This window comes from Bradyrhizobium sp. 41S5 (genome assembly GCF_011516665.3).
GTDB lineage: Bacteria > Pseudomonadota > Alphaproteobacteria > Rhizobiales > Xanthobacteraceae > Bradyrhizobium > Bradyrhizobium quebecense.
In genome coordinates this window covers 5,041,653-5,055,669 of the sequence record NZ_CP083721.1, presented here as the reverse complement: position 1 = coordinate 5,055,669, position 14,017 = coordinate 5,041,653, and the positions used below count along the sequence as shown (strand labels likewise).

Annotated in this window: 15 protein-coding genes and 1 riboswitch; of the genes, 11 read left to right on the top strand and 4 right to left on the bottom strand. The window is 66.1% G+C overall.

The annotated features are described in order from the left end of the window. Nucleotides 1–93 precede the first annotated feature (93 nt). The 7 genes from HAP47_RS24685 to HAP47_RS24655 all read left to right on the top strand — a co-directional run bounded on the left by HAP47_RS24685 (nucleotide 94) and on the right by HAP47_RS24655 (nucleotide 8,717). Complete coding sequence (locus tag HAP47_RS24685) at nucleotides 94–954, top strand: MaoC family dehydratase (protein WP_173642382.1); 861 nt, start codon at nucleotides 94–96, stop codon at nucleotides 952–954. A gap of 80 nt (nucleotides 955–1,034) precedes the next feature. Continuing rightward, on the top strand, nucleotides 1,035–1,913 hold the full coding sequence (locus HAP47_RS24680) for an SDR family oxidoreductase (RefSeq protein ID WP_173642383.1): 879 nt from the start codon (nucleotides 1,035–1,037) through the stop codon (nucleotides 1,911–1,913). 111 nt (nucleotides 1,914–2,024) lie between these two features. Continuing rightward, entirely contained in the window at nucleotides 2,025–2,981 is a 957-nt protein-coding gene (locus HAP47_RS24675; protein WP_141340969.1) for a dihydrodipicolinate synthase family protein, read from the top strand. A gap of 2 nt (nucleotides 2,982–2,983) precedes the next feature. After that, a complete protein-coding gene (locus HAP47_RS24670; protein WP_173642384.1) occupies nucleotides 2,984–3,784 on the top strand; it encodes an NUDIX hydrolase in 801 nt (266 codons plus the stop codon). Nucleotides 3,785–3,901: 117 nt separating this feature from the next. Next, nucleotides 3,902–4,846 (top strand): alpha/beta hydrolase, encoded by a 945-nt coding sequence (locus HAP47_RS24665; protein WP_173642385.1) that lies wholly within the window; start codon nucleotides 3,902–3,904, stop codon nucleotides 4,844–4,846. Between the two features lie 35 nt (nucleotides 4,847–4,881). Continuing rightward, the gene (locus HAP47_RS24660) at nucleotides 4,882–5,763 is read left to right on the top strand and encodes a DMT family transporter (protein ID WP_173643136.1); all 882 of its coding nucleotides are present in this window, start codon (nucleotides 4,882–4,884) and stop codon (nucleotides 5,761–5,763) included. 272 nt (nucleotides 5,764–6,035) lie between these two features. Beyond that, a complete protein-coding gene (locus HAP47_RS24655) occupies nucleotides 6,036–8,717 on the top strand; it encodes a PAS domain S-box protein (RefSeq protein ID WP_173642386.1) in 2,682 nt (893 codons plus the stop codon). A 34-nt stretch (nucleotides 8,718–8,751) separates the two neighbouring features. On the opposite strand, the gene HAP47_RS24650 is transcribed toward HAP47_RS24655, so the two are convergent. Together HAP47_RS24650 and HAP47_RS24645 are read right to left on the bottom strand one after the other, a co-directional pair. After that, a complete protein-coding gene (locus tag HAP47_RS24650) occupies nucleotides 8,752–9,069 on the bottom strand; it encodes a PAS domain-containing protein (protein WP_173642387.1) in 318 nt (105 codons plus the stop codon). Between the two features lie 45 nt (nucleotides 9,070–9,114). After that, complete coding sequence (locus HAP47_RS24645; protein WP_092114933.1) at nucleotides 9,115–9,465, bottom strand: GrlR family regulatory protein; 351 nt, start codon at nucleotides 9,463–9,465, stop codon at nucleotides 9,115–9,117. A 238-nt stretch (nucleotides 9,466–9,703) separates the two neighbouring features. Between HAP47_RS24645 and HAP47_RS24640 the strand changes: the two genes are divergently transcribed. Then, nucleotides 9,704–10,135 carry a hypothetical protein gene (locus HAP47_RS24640; RefSeq protein WP_371821653.1) on the top strand — a complete coding sequence of 144 codons (432 nt, stop codon included), beginning with the start codon at nucleotides 9,704–9,706 and terminating at the stop codon, nucleotides 10,133–10,135. Between the two features lie 15 nt (nucleotides 10,136–10,150). On the opposite strand, the gene HAP47_RS24635 is transcribed toward HAP47_RS24640, so the two are convergent. Beyond that, on the bottom strand, nucleotides 10,151–10,534 hold the full coding sequence (locus HAP47_RS24635; RefSeq protein WP_173642388.1) for a VOC family protein: 384 nt from the start codon (nucleotides 10,532–10,534) through the stop codon (nucleotides 10,151–10,153). Between the two features lie 329 nt (nucleotides 10,535–10,863). Between HAP47_RS24635 and HAP47_RS24630 the strand changes: the two genes are divergently transcribed. Together HAP47_RS24630 and HAP47_RS24625 are read left to right on the top strand one after the other, a co-directional pair. Then, on the top strand, nucleotides 10,864–11,424 hold the full coding sequence (locus HAP47_RS24630; RefSeq protein ID WP_176396285.1) for a hypothetical protein: 561 nt from the start codon (nucleotides 10,864–10,866) through the stop codon (nucleotides 11,422–11,424). A gap of 211 nt (nucleotides 11,425–11,635) precedes the next feature. Further along, nucleotides 11,636–12,154: a hypothetical protein gene (locus tag HAP47_RS24625; protein WP_173642390.1), complete on the top strand. Its 519-nt coding sequence runs from the start codon at nucleotides 11,636–11,638 to the stop codon at nucleotides 12,152–12,154. Between the two features lie 122 nt (nucleotides 12,155–12,276). Here the strand turns inward: HAP47_RS24625 and HAP47_RS24620 are convergent, their stop codons facing one another. Next, nucleotides 12,277–12,693, bottom strand: a complete 417-nt coding sequence (locus tag HAP47_RS24620) for a hypothetical protein (protein ID WP_173642391.1) — start codon at nucleotides 12,691–12,693, stop codon at nucleotides 12,277–12,279. 217 nt (nucleotides 12,694–12,910) lie between these two features. Further along, nucleotides 12,911–12,990: riboswitch (ZMP/ZTP riboswitch) on the top strand. Nucleotides 12,991–13,005: 15 nt separating this feature from the next. Between HAP47_RS24620 and HAP47_RS24615 the strand changes: the two genes are divergently transcribed. Then, nucleotides 13,006–13,869, top strand: coding sequence for a bifunctional 5,10-methylenetetrahydrofolate dehydrogenase/5,10-methenyltetrahydrofolate cyclohydrolase (locus HAP47_RS24615; RefSeq protein WP_173642392.1), 864 nt, complete (start codon nucleotides 13,006–13,008; stop codon nucleotides 13,867–13,869). The last annotated feature ends 148 nt before the right edge of the window (nucleotides 13,870–14,017 follow it).

The window sequence follows — 14,017 nt, the reverse complement described above, 5'->3', positions numbered from 1 at the left end:
CGTTTGATGCCGGTGTGGCCCTCTCCCGCAAGGGGAGAGGGCGCAGTAACGGGCAGCAGCGAAGACAGAACAGAGTTCGGGGAGAAAACGACAATGCCAATCGTGTACGAACAGCTGATGGCCCTGAAGAATCTCGGCCAGAAATACAGCTACAGCGATCGCGACGTGATGCTCTATGCCTATGGCATCGGTCTCGGCGCCGATCCGATGGACGAGAACGAGCTCGCCTTCGTCAATGAAGGCGTGCTGACGCCGCGTCCGCTCAAGGTGGTGCCGACCTTCGCGTCGGTCGCGGCCTGGGGCGCCGGCCCCGGCGAGATGAATCTCAACCGCGTGATGGTGGTCGACGGCGAGCGCGACATCACCTTCCACAAGCCGTTCGCGACGGCAGCCCACATCACGGCCGACTCGACCGTGCTCGACGTGTTCGACAAGGGCAAGGACAAGGGCGCGGTGATCCGCCACCAGACCGTGCTCAGGGATGAGAAGGGCGACAAGCTCGCAACGCTCGTGGCCTCGCGTTTCGCCCGTGGCGATGGCGGCTTCGGCGGTCCATCTGATGGCCAGCCCGAGCCGCACAAGGTGCCGGAGCGCGCGCCGGACCAAGTGGTCGATATCACGACGCGGCCTGACCAGGCACTGATCTACCGCTTGTGTGGCGACCGCAACCCGCTGCACTCGGATCCGGAATTCGCCAGGAAGGCCGGCTTCCCGCGGCCGATCCTGCACGGCATGTGCACCTACGGCATCACCTGCCGCGGCGTGCTGCAGACCTACGCCGATTACGATCCCACAGCCTTCAAGCAGCACGCGGCGCGATTCTCTTCGCCGGTGTTTCCCGGCGAGACCGTGACGATGGAGCTGTGGAAGGACGGCAACGTGGTGTCGTTCGAGGCCAAGGTGAAGTCGCGCGGCGTCACCGTGATCAAGAGCGGCAAGACGGTGCTGGCGTAGCCACCCGTCGAGGCCGTCGGCTCCCTCTCCCCGCAGGCGGGGCGAGGTGAAGAAGAAAGAACAACAACGGAGAAACGACCATGGGATTACTCGACGGCAAGGTGGCGCTGATCACGGGCGCCGGCGGCGGACTGGGTGAGGCCTACGCAAAGCTGTTTGCGCGCGAGGGCGCGGCGGTGGTGGTCAACGACCTCGGCGGCCCGCGCGACGGCTCGGGCTCCGACAAGTCGATGGCCGACAGGGTGGTCGATGCGATCAAGGCCGAGGGCGGCCGCGCAGTCGCCAACGGCGCCGACATCTCGACCATCGCCGGCGGGCAGTCGGTCTTCGACGACGCCATCAAGCATTTCGGCCGCGCCGACATCCTGGTCAACAACGCCGGCATCCTGCTCGACGAGACCTTCCACAAGGCCAAGGAAGCCAACTGGGACAGGGTGATGAAGGTGCATCTGAAGGGCACCTTCTGCTGCACCCAGCCGGTGTTCAAATGGATGCGCGACAATGGCGGCGGCGTCATCGTCAACACCTCCTCGACCTCGGGCCTGATCGGCAATTTCGGCCAGAGCAATTACGGCGCGGCCAAGGGCGGCATCTGGGGCCTCTCCAACGTGCTGGCGATCGAGGGCCGCAAGTACAACATCCGGATCTGGACGCTGGCGCCCGGCGCCTTGACACGCATGACCGCGGACCTGCCCCGCTACAAGGAGAATCCGGGTGCGGCGCTCGGCCCGGACGGCATCGCGCCGGCCGTGCTCTACATGGTCAGCGATTTGTCGGGCGACCAGACCGGCAAGGTTCTCGGCGTCTCGGGCCCGCGCGGCGTCCGCGAGATGCGGATGATGGAAATGGAGGGCTGGAAGCCGCCATTTACCGGCTGGAAGGCCGAGGACATCGCCACCCATGCCAAGGAGATCTTCTTCTCCGAGGAACAGATCAAGATGGGCGCGCGGCGGTTCTGATGTATACCGTCATTTCGGGGCGATGCGTCAGTGTCGAACCCGGAATCTCGAGGTTCCGGGTCTGGTGCTGTCGCACCATCCCGGAACGACGGACCGGAGGATAAACCCACCATGACCAAACTCACCGCCCAGGCCGCAGGAACCTTCGCGATCGCGCCGACCCCGTTCCACGACGACGGCCGCATCGACGAGGCATCGATCGACCGGCTGACCGATTTCTACACCGAGGTCGGCTGCGACGGCGTCACCGTGCTGGGCATTTTGGGTGAGGCGCCCAAGCTCGATGCCGCCGAGGCGGAGCAGGTCGCGCTGCGCTTCGTCAAGCGCGCCAAGAAGCTGCAGGTGATCGTCGGTGTCTCGGCGCCGGGCTTTGCCACGATGCGCTCGCTGGCCAAAAAGTCGATGGATGCCGGCGCCGCCGGCGTCATGATCGCGCCGCCGCCGCATCTGCGCACCGACGACCAGATCATCGGCTACTTTAAGCAGGCGCAGGAAGCGATCGGCGACGATATTCCCTGGGTGCTGCAGGACTACCCGCTGACGCTCACCGTCGTGTTCACGCCCGCGGTGATCCGCAAGATCGTGATGGACTCGCCGTCCTGTGTGATGCTCAAGCACGAGGACTGGCCGGGCCTCGAGAAGATCTCGACCTTGCGCAACTTCCAGAAGGACGGCTCGCTGCGGCCGCTGTCGATCCTGGTCGGCAATGGCGGCCTGTTCCTCGATTTCGAGATGGAGCGCGGCGCCGACGGCGCGATGACGGGCTATGCTTTCCCCGAGCTCCTGATCGACGTCGTCAATTTGTCGAAGGCCGGCAAGCGCGATGCCGCGCATGATCTGTTCGACGCGCATCTGCCGCTGATCCGCTACGAGCAGCAGCCCGGCGTTGGCCTGACCGTGCGCAAATACGTGCTGCAGAAGCGCGGCATCATCTCCTCCAGCGCCCAGCGCAAGCCCGGTGCCGTCATCACGCCGCAGGCGAGGGCGGAGGTCGACTATCTGCTCTCCCGCGTGGCGCGCGTCGACCGTCGCGCCAATCTGCAACCGCAATCCAGTGCAGCAGGTTAATAATGACCGAAATCGTTGCTCCGCGCCTTGCCTCGACCGTGCTGCTGCTGCGTGATGGAACGCCGTCGCGCGAAATCGAAGTCTTCATGATGGTCCGCCATCACCAGATCGAGTTCAACTCCGGTGCGCTGGTGTTTCCGGGCGGCAGCGTCGACAAGAACGACAAGGAGATCGCCGCCGATCCCGCGCTCTATTCGGGGGGAGAAGGGCTCGACGGCGACGCGCTCGGTTTTCGCATTGCCGCGATCCGCGAAACCTTCGAGGAGAGCGGCATCCTGTTGGCGCGGCCGCGGGGGGCGAAGGATCTGGTCGACGCGAAGCGCGCGGACGAGATCGCGACCGCGCATCGTGCGGCGCTGAACGAAGGCAAGATCACCTTCCTCAAGGTGCTCACGGACAATGGCATGGTGCTCGCGCTCGACGAGCTCGTGCCGTATGCGCACTGGATCACGCCGGAAGGCATGCCGAAGCGCTTCGACACCTGGTTCTTCCTCGCCGCCGCGCCGCCCGAGCAGCTCGGCGCCCATGACGGCAAGGAATCGACCGACTCGATCTGGGTCTCAACGCGCGAGGCGCTCGAGGGCGGCGAGAGCGGGCGTTTCAAGCTGCCGTTCCCGACCACGCGCAATTTGATCAGGCTCGGCAAGCAGCCGAACGTCGGCGCTGCGCTCGCCGACAGCAAGGGCAAGTCGATCGTCGCCGTGATGCCCGTGATGACCAAGACCGCCACCGGCCGCCAGCTCCGGATCCCCAAGGAAGCGGGCTATGACGGCGAGGTGTTCGACGTCGGCGCGATGGGCTGAGCTCCCGCGGATCCGAGCCGCGATACTTCGGCGGGCATCGAAATATAGCCACCAGAAGCCCGCTATAACCACGCCAATCACCGCGCTGGGCGAACGGCCCGACGCAAAGGAACCGACGTGGCAACATCTTTCAAAGCGGCAATATCTCTCGAAGACCACCTGACGCTGCCCGGCAGCGACGACACGCTGCTGCTGCGGCACTGGCCGGGCGCGGGCGATCCCGTGCTTTACGTTCACGGCGCGACGTTCCCGTCGTCGCTGTCGGTCGGCTATCGCTTTGGCGGACGATCCTGGGCAGACGATCTCAATGCCGCCAGCTTCGATGTCTGGGGTTTCGATTTCACAGGCTTCGGCGGCTCGAGCAGGCCGCGGCCGATGTCGATGCCCGCGAGCGGGGTCCTGCCGCTCGGCCGTGCGCCGGAAGCCGCCAACCAGGTCGGTGCGGTGGTCGATCACATCCGCAAGGTGCGCGCCGGTGCGCCGGTTCATATCGTCGCGCATTCATGGGGCACGATGGCGGCCGGCCGTTTTGCAGCCGATCGTCCGGATGCCGTCGGCCGCCTCGTGCTGTTCGGGCCGATCGTCCGGCGGGAGCTGCAGGGGCTGCCACGACCCGAGAGCATCGGCGCATGGCGCGAGGTCACCATCGCGGACCAGTTGAAGCGATTTGTCGAGGACGTCCCCCCGTCGCATTCGCCGGTGCTGATCGAGCCTGACCTCGCCGAGTGGGGGCCGGCCTATCTGGCAAGTGATGCCGGCGCGACCGGACGCAATCCGCCGGCGGTCCGGATTCCAAACGGGCCGCAGGCCGACATCATCGCCGCGATGTCGGGGCAGCTCGCCTACGACCCGCGCCGCGTTCAGGCGCCGACGCTGATCGTCCGCGGTGAATGGGACAACCTTTGCCAGGATGCCGACGCAGCCTGGCTGACACATGCGCTGGGCGCCTCAAGGAAGGCCGATGTCGTCGTGCCGAGGGCAACGCATTTGATGCATCTTGAACACGGGCGGGAAGGCCTGTTTGCGGCGACCACCGGATGGCTTGCACGGAGCGCGTCGTGACCGGCCCCGCGACTGGCGACGCGCGTCAGCCCAACATGGGCTTCGAGCTGGCTTTGCTGCTCGCGCTCGCCACCCTCTGGGGCGGCTCCTACACCTTCATCAAGCTCGGCGTCGCGACCATTCCGCCGATCACGCTGATCGCGGCGCGGACCGCGATCGCGGGGCTCTTGCTGCTCGTCATCGTGCGGATGCGCGGCGTGACGATGCCGACGGACGGCGCGACCTGGCGCCGTTTCATCTTCCAGGCCTGCCTCAACAGCGTGATCCCGTGGACGCTGATCGCCTGGGGCGAACGCTTCGTCGATGCCGGCCTCGCCACCATCCTCAATTCGGCCTCGCCGATCTTCACCTTCCTGTTCACGGCCGCGATCACCCGCCATGAGGCCTTGAGCCCGCGCAAGCTGTTCGGGGTGATTGCCGGCATGGCCGGCATCTGCCTGATCGTCGGCGTCGATGCGTTCCGCGATCTCGGGGAGGGCATCGTGGCCGAGGTCGCGATCGTCGCCGCCACCATCTGCTATGCCTGCGCCGCGATCTTCAGCCGCGGCTTCAAGGGACTCGATCCGATGGCGCCGGCCGCGGGCTCCCTGATCGCGGGCGCGGCGGTGCTGATACCGCTCAGCCTCGCCGTCGAACGGCCCTGGACGCTGACGCCATCGACCAGCTCGCTGCTCGCCTTGCTGGCGCTTGCGGTGTTCTCGACCGCGATCGCCTTCGTGATCTACTTTCGCCTGATCCAGACCCTCGGCTCGGTCGGCACCACCGCGCAGGCCTATCTGCGGGTGCCGATCGGGGTTGCGCTCAGCGTCGCCGTTCTGAGCGAACGGCTGAGCCCGACGGCGTGGCTCGGGCTCGCCTGCGTCGTGATCGGCGTCGCCGCGATGACGATTCCTGCGCGCAGGATCACCACGGCCTGAGGTCATCGCCGCGATGGCGATCCCGTCGCCGAAGGCTGCCGGCGCCTGATGTCCTGTCTCCCGAAACCGGCTGCCGGCTGGATGTCCCCGGATGCATCAAGGAGGCCGGCATCCCGCCGGACGAGGCCTGACGTCACCCTGTGCCGGAATCGGCCACCTGCGGCCCCCGGGTGACACGGGTCACACCGCCGGCCGGCGAGGGGCTCAGCATGTTTCCCCAAAGCCCGTAATTTCCCTTATATTGGGGCACGTTGGACCCCGGCCTTGATGACATGACCGCTGAATTGCCGCCGAATTCGCAAGCGCCGCGTGCGTTCTCCCTCTCCATTGGCCAGCTTACGTTCGGCAGCTTCCTGCTGGTGCTGGCTGTGATCATCATCACGTCAACGGCCAGCGTGATCGCGATCCGGCACATCGATACGACCTTCGCCGAGCTGCAGCGGCTGCAAAGCGTCGGCGACATCGCCGAAGATATCGATCGTCGCACCAACGAGCTGCGGCTGGCGGCGCGGGACTTCGTCACCGAGCCCGGCAACCAGTCGGCCCAGGTCGCAGAGGCAGCCCAGTCGCTGAGCGAAATCCTGAAGAAGACCCGGATCGAGCTGGCGCCCGAGCAGCAGGACATGATCGACGGCGTTACCCAGCGGCTGGCGACCTATCGCAGCGGGATCGAGCGCATCTCGGCGCTGCTCAGCCGCCGCGCGGAAATCGTCGCCGGGCTGCCGCCGCTGCGCGACGCGTTCGACAAGGCGGTCGCCGCGAGCGATGATGCGGCGCTGGCCAACACGCTGTTGCAGGCGCAGAGCCGCATTGCCACCGCGCTCTTGGCGCACAACACGTCGGCCGCCGAGCAGGCCGCGCAAAGCATGCGGGCGATGACCATCGCCGAACCCGCCCTGCGCGGCGCGGTCGACAATTATGCCGAGGCGATCAGCGCGATTTCGGTGCGCGAGGGCCAGATCGCCGACATCGACCGCGAGGTGCTCGGCGCCGAAGGCCGCCTGATCCAGAAGGTCACCGAGCTGTTGCGCGAGCTCAGCTCGCGCCGCGGCCATGTGTTGTCGCGCGATTTCGCGCGCACGCTGGCGGAGGCAAAATGGCAGAGCATCGTGCTCGGCACGGCGGGGGTGCTGATCGGCCTGTTCGCTTCGGTGCTGGTGGTTCGCCGTACCGTTCGCCCGCTCGCCCGGATCGCCGGATCGATCCGCAAGGTTGCGGGCGGCGAAAAGAGCGCGTTCATTCCGGGCGCCGATCTCGACAACGAGATCGGCGACATCGCGCGCGCCGCCGAAGTGTTCCGGCAGACCCTGGTCGATGCCGACAGCGCGCGCGAGGCCGCACTGCGCGCGCTTGCCGAGCAGCGGCTCGCCGAGGAGAGCTACCACAAACTGTTCGAGGCATCCGTCGACGGCATCTACGTCACGACGCCGGGGGGCGCGCTGCTCAATGCCAATCCGGCGCTGGCGCGGATGATGGGCTATGCCACGCCGCAGGACCTGATCAACGGCATCGGCGACATCGCCTCCACCGTCTATGTCGATCCGGCGGCACGGGAGCAGTACCAGCAGCTGATGCTGCGCGACGGCACGGTGCGCGACTACGAGTATCAGGTGCGCTCGCGCGACGGCACCGTGCTGTGGCTGTCCGATTCCGCGACCGTCGTGCGCAACGACGAGGGCGAGGTGGTCCGCTACGAGGGCACCGTGCGCGACATCACCGACCAGAAGCGCGCAGAGGACGCCATCGCCGAAGGCCGCCGGCTGTTGCAGATGGTCATCGACACGGTGCCCGCCGTCATCAACGTCAAGGAACGCAACCTGCGCTACGTGCTGATGAACCGCTACATGGCGGGTATCTTCGGCATCGAGCCGCAGGACGCGATCGGCCAGACCACCGCCGAGCTGATGTCGCGCTACGGCGCAGCCAAGACCGACGAGAACGACAAGCGCGTCTTGTCGGCGCGCCGCGAGCTTGGTTTCTATGAGGAAGAGTACAAGGACGCAGCCGGCAACATGCGGCAATGGCTCGTCAACAAGCTGCCGATCCTCGATGCCCAGGGCGACATCGAGAACATCGTCACGGTCGCGCTCGACATCGGCGAGCGCAAGCGCTCCGAACAAGAGATGCGCAAGGCGAGGGATTCCGCGGAGGCGGCGCTGCGCAATCTGCGGGAAACCCAGAATTCGCTGATCGAGGCCGAGAAGCTCGCCGCGCTCGGCCGCCTGGTCGCCGGCGTCGCCCATGAGGTCAACAATCCCGTCGGCATCAGCCTCACGGTGGCCTCGGCGCTGGAGCGCAAGACCGCGAACTTCGCGACCCAGGTCGAGCGCGGCGACCTGCGCCGCTCGAGCCTCAACGACTTCCTGAACACGGCGCGGGATGCCTCCTCGCAGCTGGTCGCCAATCTCAACCGCGCCGCCGAACTGATCCAGTCGTTCAAGCAGGTCGCCGCCGACCGCAATTATTCGGACCAGCGGACCTTCGATCTCGGCGATCTCACCGAGCAGGTGGTGATGAGTCTGCGGCCCGGCCTGCGCAAGCACAATCTGACGCTCAACGTCGATTGCGAGCCAAACCTGATCATGAATTCCTATCCCGGACCGTACGGCCAGGTGCTGACCAACCTGTTCCTCAACGCGGTCGCGCATGCTTTCCCGGACGGCAAGGCCGGCGAGGTCGAGATCCAGGTGCACGCCTCCGGGAACGACTATGTCGAAGTGATCTTCGCCGACAATGGCTGCGGCATGAGCCTCGACGTGCGCCGCCGCGCCTTCGATCCGTTCTTCACGACGCGGCGCGACCAGGGCGGCACCGGGCTCGGCCTGCACATCGTCTACAGCATCGTCACCACGCGCCTCGGCGGCCGGCTCTCGCTCGAGTCAGCGCCGGGCAGCGGCACCCGCATCCAGATGATCCTGCCGCGCGTCGCACCGCTGGAGCAGGCGGCGGAGTAGTCATTTGCGCGTCTAACCGAGCAGAGGCTTCGCTTCAATCAGCGAGCATCAGGCCTTCCACTCCAACGATCGCTCCTCGATCGTCTCGCATTGCCGTGGTAGAAATCCGAAACTTGACGGGTTGACCGTTCTTGTGTCGGCCGACCGCGGTGACCGAGGCCGGCAGCGTTTTAGTTCCCGACGCGACATACTTCGCGAAGCCATCTCGATGGCAAGCATGAGACGGCTGCGGGATGATTAATTCCAGCGAGCTTCCGATGGCCTCAGGCTGAGTGAAGCCAAAGAGACGCTCAGCGGCGCTGTTCCAGTGGCTGATGATCCCGTCTCGATCGACCCTGACGATTGCTGTCATTCCGTGTTGCCTCAGGAGGTACATCGTCGGGTGTCGTCCAGCGCGCTAATTGATATCCGCGAGCTTGTGCAGCGTGGCGCCGAAGATCAGGCTCGCCTTGCCGACCAGCGCGGTTCCACTCATGGTGCCGCGGGTGTCGGTGAAGGTGCCGGAGACGCCGATGCCGACCGGCGCGGGCCCGCCGAACAGCGGGTTGTCGGTCTCACGCGGCGTGGTGTGGCGTTGCACGAGGACCTCGCCCTTGAAGGCGTCGCCCTTCACCGTGTAGCTGCCGGTGTAATAGAGATAGGCATCGCCGCCGAGAATTTGCCCGTCGCGGAAAAGAATCACTCCGCTGCCCTTGCCGACGCGTCCGTCCAGCAGGGTGACGTGGATTGAGTACAGTCCGTTCTTCATAACGTCCCATGTACCGGCTGCCGCGCCCGCAGCAATCCGGATTGGTTTTTTATGCCAAAGCGAGCAACCTCGTGCAATGCGGCAGGTTGATTCCGGGGGTATCCGGACTGACCGTGAACCCTCGGTTCCTGCCAGGCGGTGTGACGGCGCGATGACAGCGGACCGTGCGCGCGAATCGAACTGGCCCGCGAAATGCATAGCTCTGGTTGCACTGGCCGGTGAGTGCTGGAGCGAACACATGTCAGACTGGATTGAATCGGGCGGCCGTTTGGCGCGCCCTCGCAATGCCAATGGAACTTGGGCCCGTCGTGCGGGCCGTATGATGGTGTCTCTCGGGCTGATGATGCTGGTGTTGGCGGCGGCCGTACAAATCGCGCGGGCGCGCGATCCCGACGGCCGCTACGCCAATTCGCCGCTCAAGGAATGGTTCGACGGTCTGCGCAGCGGCAAGGGACCGTGTTGCTCGGATGCCGACGGCAGCGCGGTCAGCGACGTCGATTGGGAATCGAAGGACGGGCACTACCGCGTGCGCCTCGATGGGGCCTGGGTCGATGTTCCCGACGAGGCCGTGGTCACCGAGCCGAACCGGGTCGGCCGCGCGATGGTCTGGCCGATCAAGAGCTACATGGGCGTAACGATCCGCTGCTTCATGCCCGGCAGCATGACGTAGCGGATCGGTCGTCGCTCACGCGTATTTCTGGTCGCGCTCGAGCAGTTCGATCGAGATGCCCTGCGGGCCGCGGATGAAGCAGATCCGCACGCCGGGGCGGATCGTGGTCGGCTCCTTGGTGAACTCGACACCCTTGGCCTTGATCTCGGCCGCGACCGCGTCGATGTCCTTCACGGTCAGGCCGAAATGATCGAGCCCCTGATACGGCGTCACCGGCGGGGCGTTGACGCCGTCGCCTTGCGTCACCTCCGCGATGAACACCTTGGCGCCGCCTAGCTGGACGTCGATGCGGCCGGGGCCGCGGATGATCTCGCCGCCGAGAATGTCACGCAGCCAGGTCGCGGTGGCCTCGGGATCGGGACTGCGCAGATGGACGTGGTCCCAGGTGACGACAGGCATTGCGGTCTCCTTGTTGTTCTCGCGCGCGCTTGGGTGAGCGGCACTCGCGCTCGGGCGGCGCAAATCTAGCGAGCGGTCCGTTGGGATACCATCCCTCCGTGATGCCAGCCGCAAGATTGTCGTCCCGGAATGAAACCATTCCGGCCATCGGTGATTGATCTCGCGTGGCCGCTCGACCTGCAGCCGTCCCGCGATGCCTGCGCTTCTGTGCTGGTGGCGGCTTGATCGGGCGTCGAGGTGAGGGCACGACGATGCGGATCGGCTTGGCGTCGTTTCGAAGGTTTGCCGCGGGACGTCTCGGTGAGGGCGGGCTTTACGCCAGCCTGCTGGTGTCGGTGATCGTGGTCGCCGGAATTGCGGCGTGGTTCATGCTCCCCGAGCCGAGCGATGCCGGAGACCAGGATGTCTGGCCGATGTCTTCCGCCGTCATCCGCGCCGCGCAGGATGCATCGACCGGGGCGCAGCCTGCCCAAATCACAAATCAAGCCGCGAAGGATGCCCCGGCCGCACCGGCGAGCGAACCCGCCACGGTCGGCGTGGCAACCGCCGCGCAGCCGGCCGAGGCGGCCAAAACATCCGAGCCGGGCACCGAAAGATCGCCGCTGGACAGGCTGCGGATCGCCTCGCAATCCTGGCGGCGCGGCGGGCTGGGTTCGAAGGTGCTGGTCACCCTGACGCTGCGCAACGCCAATGATTTCGCGGTGAAGGATATCGAGATCGCCTGCGCCTTCGTCCGCGGCGACCGCAGCCCCGTGACCGAACGCAAGCGGCTGATCCCGGACACCATCGCCATGAAGAGCCGCAAGACCTACCCGCGGATGCTGATCGGGTTCGTAAACGTTAACGCAAACAAGGCGAAATGCACGGTCGTGACCGCCAGCCGCGCTTGAACGCTGCATCCCGAAAAAGTGACCGGGAATTGACTTGTCGGGTGAACCGTAACGGCGAGGCAGGAACTAACTAATAAGCCAACCGTTAGAGAACGACCCGGGAGCGCGGATGGCATCTGTCCGGGTGATCATGCGCAGACGATGAATTCGTTGCGCGATGATGTCGTCGCGTCGAGTTGAACCGCGCTGTAGCGCGGGGGGAGCTACCAAAATGCCTGTGGCGCGTTATTTCCTGTTCGTTGGTGGCGTGCTGCTCGCGCTGCTCTTCGTCGTCAATGCCATCGTTCCGCAGGAGGCCGTGGTCGCCAGCCAGGGCCTGTCGTCGCCCGGCGTCGACGGCAAGACCATGGTACGCATCAAGTCGACCCAGAAATTGCCGGAGCGGGTGGTGTACGACACCAACCTGCCGACCATTGTTCCGTCGCAGGTGAACGCGGTCGCCGCAGCGACCCCGCCGGGTGCCAGCGATGTGTCGGCGCAGGGCCGCGTCCGTGACACGTTCGCCCAGTTCATTCCGCCGGAGAAGGCTGACCCGCGCAAGGAGCCGGTCGTGGCCGAGGCGAAACCGGCCGAGCAGCCGGTGCAGGCGCCGAAAAAGCGCAAGATCGCGCGCAGCCATACCCATTCCCAGCAGCCGATGCGGCTGGCCCAGCCCGGCATGTATCAGCCTTACCGTGTCGCTCAGCAGCAGCCGCGCATGGGCTTCTTCGGCGGCTTCGGTACCTGGTAGACAAGGACACGCCGCAGCCGGCAATCGATGCGCCGCCGCAAACACTTGCGGCGGCATCTTCTCGTCCGCGAATACCAACCGGGTAACCGGTTGCCGGCCGGAGCCCGGTTGGCCCGAAGTATTTACCGCGGCAGGCGCGGAATCTTGTCGGCGAAGCCGTTGTAACAGGTCAGCCGCTCGTCCTCTTCCTTGACGAACCGGCATTCGGCGACGCCCTTGGCAGGGGCGGCCTTCGGCTTGGGCTGCGGCTTGAAGATCTCGTCGTAGCACATCAGCCGCTCCTTGGTGGCGTCGTCGATGTCCTGGCAGGCCTGGAGCTTCTGCGCGACCGATTGGGGCTTGCCGGGTGCTGCAGCCTTCTCGCCCTTCTTGGCCGCCGATTTCTTGCCGACCTGGACCAGCGGCTTGTCGCCGACCATCGGCTGCGAGGCCGCCGCCGGCTTGTCGGCGGCGGGAGGTGGCGTGGTGGCTGGAGCGGTGCCTTGAGCAAGCGCGGCAGCCGGGCAGAGGAGCGCCAGCGCGAGGATGATATGTCTCATGGTGAAAATGTCCGAAGTGGCGTGATGACCGGAAGGATGGCGCCGGGGATCGGAAAAGCCCGGCAAGCGCCGAGGCTTATCGCAAGTTCTGCCCGAATCCTACCCCCGGAGGGGCCCCGCCCGGCACCGATCCACCGGCAAAAGGAGGGGCAATTCGTCGCCGGTTCGGCCGCAAGCGGGGGTGATTTGCGTTTGCCGGGCCGGGCGGCTATGAGGATCGCATCTGCGCGACTGGCGCTTGGATGGACCACCATCGGGGAGCGCAGAGACTGAACGCCGCGCGCCTGGGCACCGCTTCGAAACGGAGGTGCCATGACGGCGAACATTCTTGATGGGCATGCACATGCCCAAATTGTCATCGACAAGGTTGCGAGCGAACTGGACCGGCTGCCCCGCGCGCCCGGGCTCACGGTCGTGCTGGTTGGCTGTGACCCGGCGAGCCAGATCTACGTACAGAGCAAGGTCAGGATGGCCGAGCGGCTTGGCCTGCGCGGCGAGGTCGAACGCCTGCCGGATGACGCCAGCGAGGCCGATCTGCGTGTCAGGATCGACGCGCTCAACGCACGCGACGATATCGACGGCATCCTGATCCAGCTGCCGCTGCCGGCGCATATCGACGCCTTGCGCGTGATGGCGGCGGTCGATCCTGCCAAGGATGTCGACGGCCTGCACGCGCTGAATGCAGGCCGGCTGTTTCACGGCGACGATGCCTTGGTGCCGTGCACGCCGCTCGGCTGTCTCCGGCTGATAAAGTCGATCCGGCCAGATCTCACCGGCGCTCATGCCGTGGTGATCGGCAGCTCCAACATCGTGGGCAAGCCGATGGCCGCGCTGTTGCTGCAGGAGCAGGCGACCGTGACGCAGACCCACATCCACACCCGCGGCATCAGCAAGATCTGCCGTCAGGCCGATATCCTGGTCAGCGCGGTGGGGAAGGCGGGCCTCGTGCGCGGCGACTGGATCAAGCCGCAGGCCATCGTCATCGACGTCGGCACCACGCGCGTCGAGAAGCCGGAAGGCGGCTACGCGTTGTGCGGCGACGTCTTCTTCGACGAAGCGGTGCAGGTCGCCGGCGCGATCACGCCAGTGCCGCGCGGCGTCGGCCCGATGACGATCGCCTGCCTGATGGAGAACACGGTGAAGGCCGCGAAGGCGAGGGCGGCGCGGCTGCAATAGCCGCGGGGGCTTGCAGCGAGACGCGAGCGGCCGGCGCCGCGCGCGTCTCTTCTTTGTGCGCGCAGTACGGTGCGCGAAGAACTTGACCCCGGAGGTCATGGAAAGCCCGCAGCATTGGTCTATCGTCGCGCGACAAACGGAGACGCGC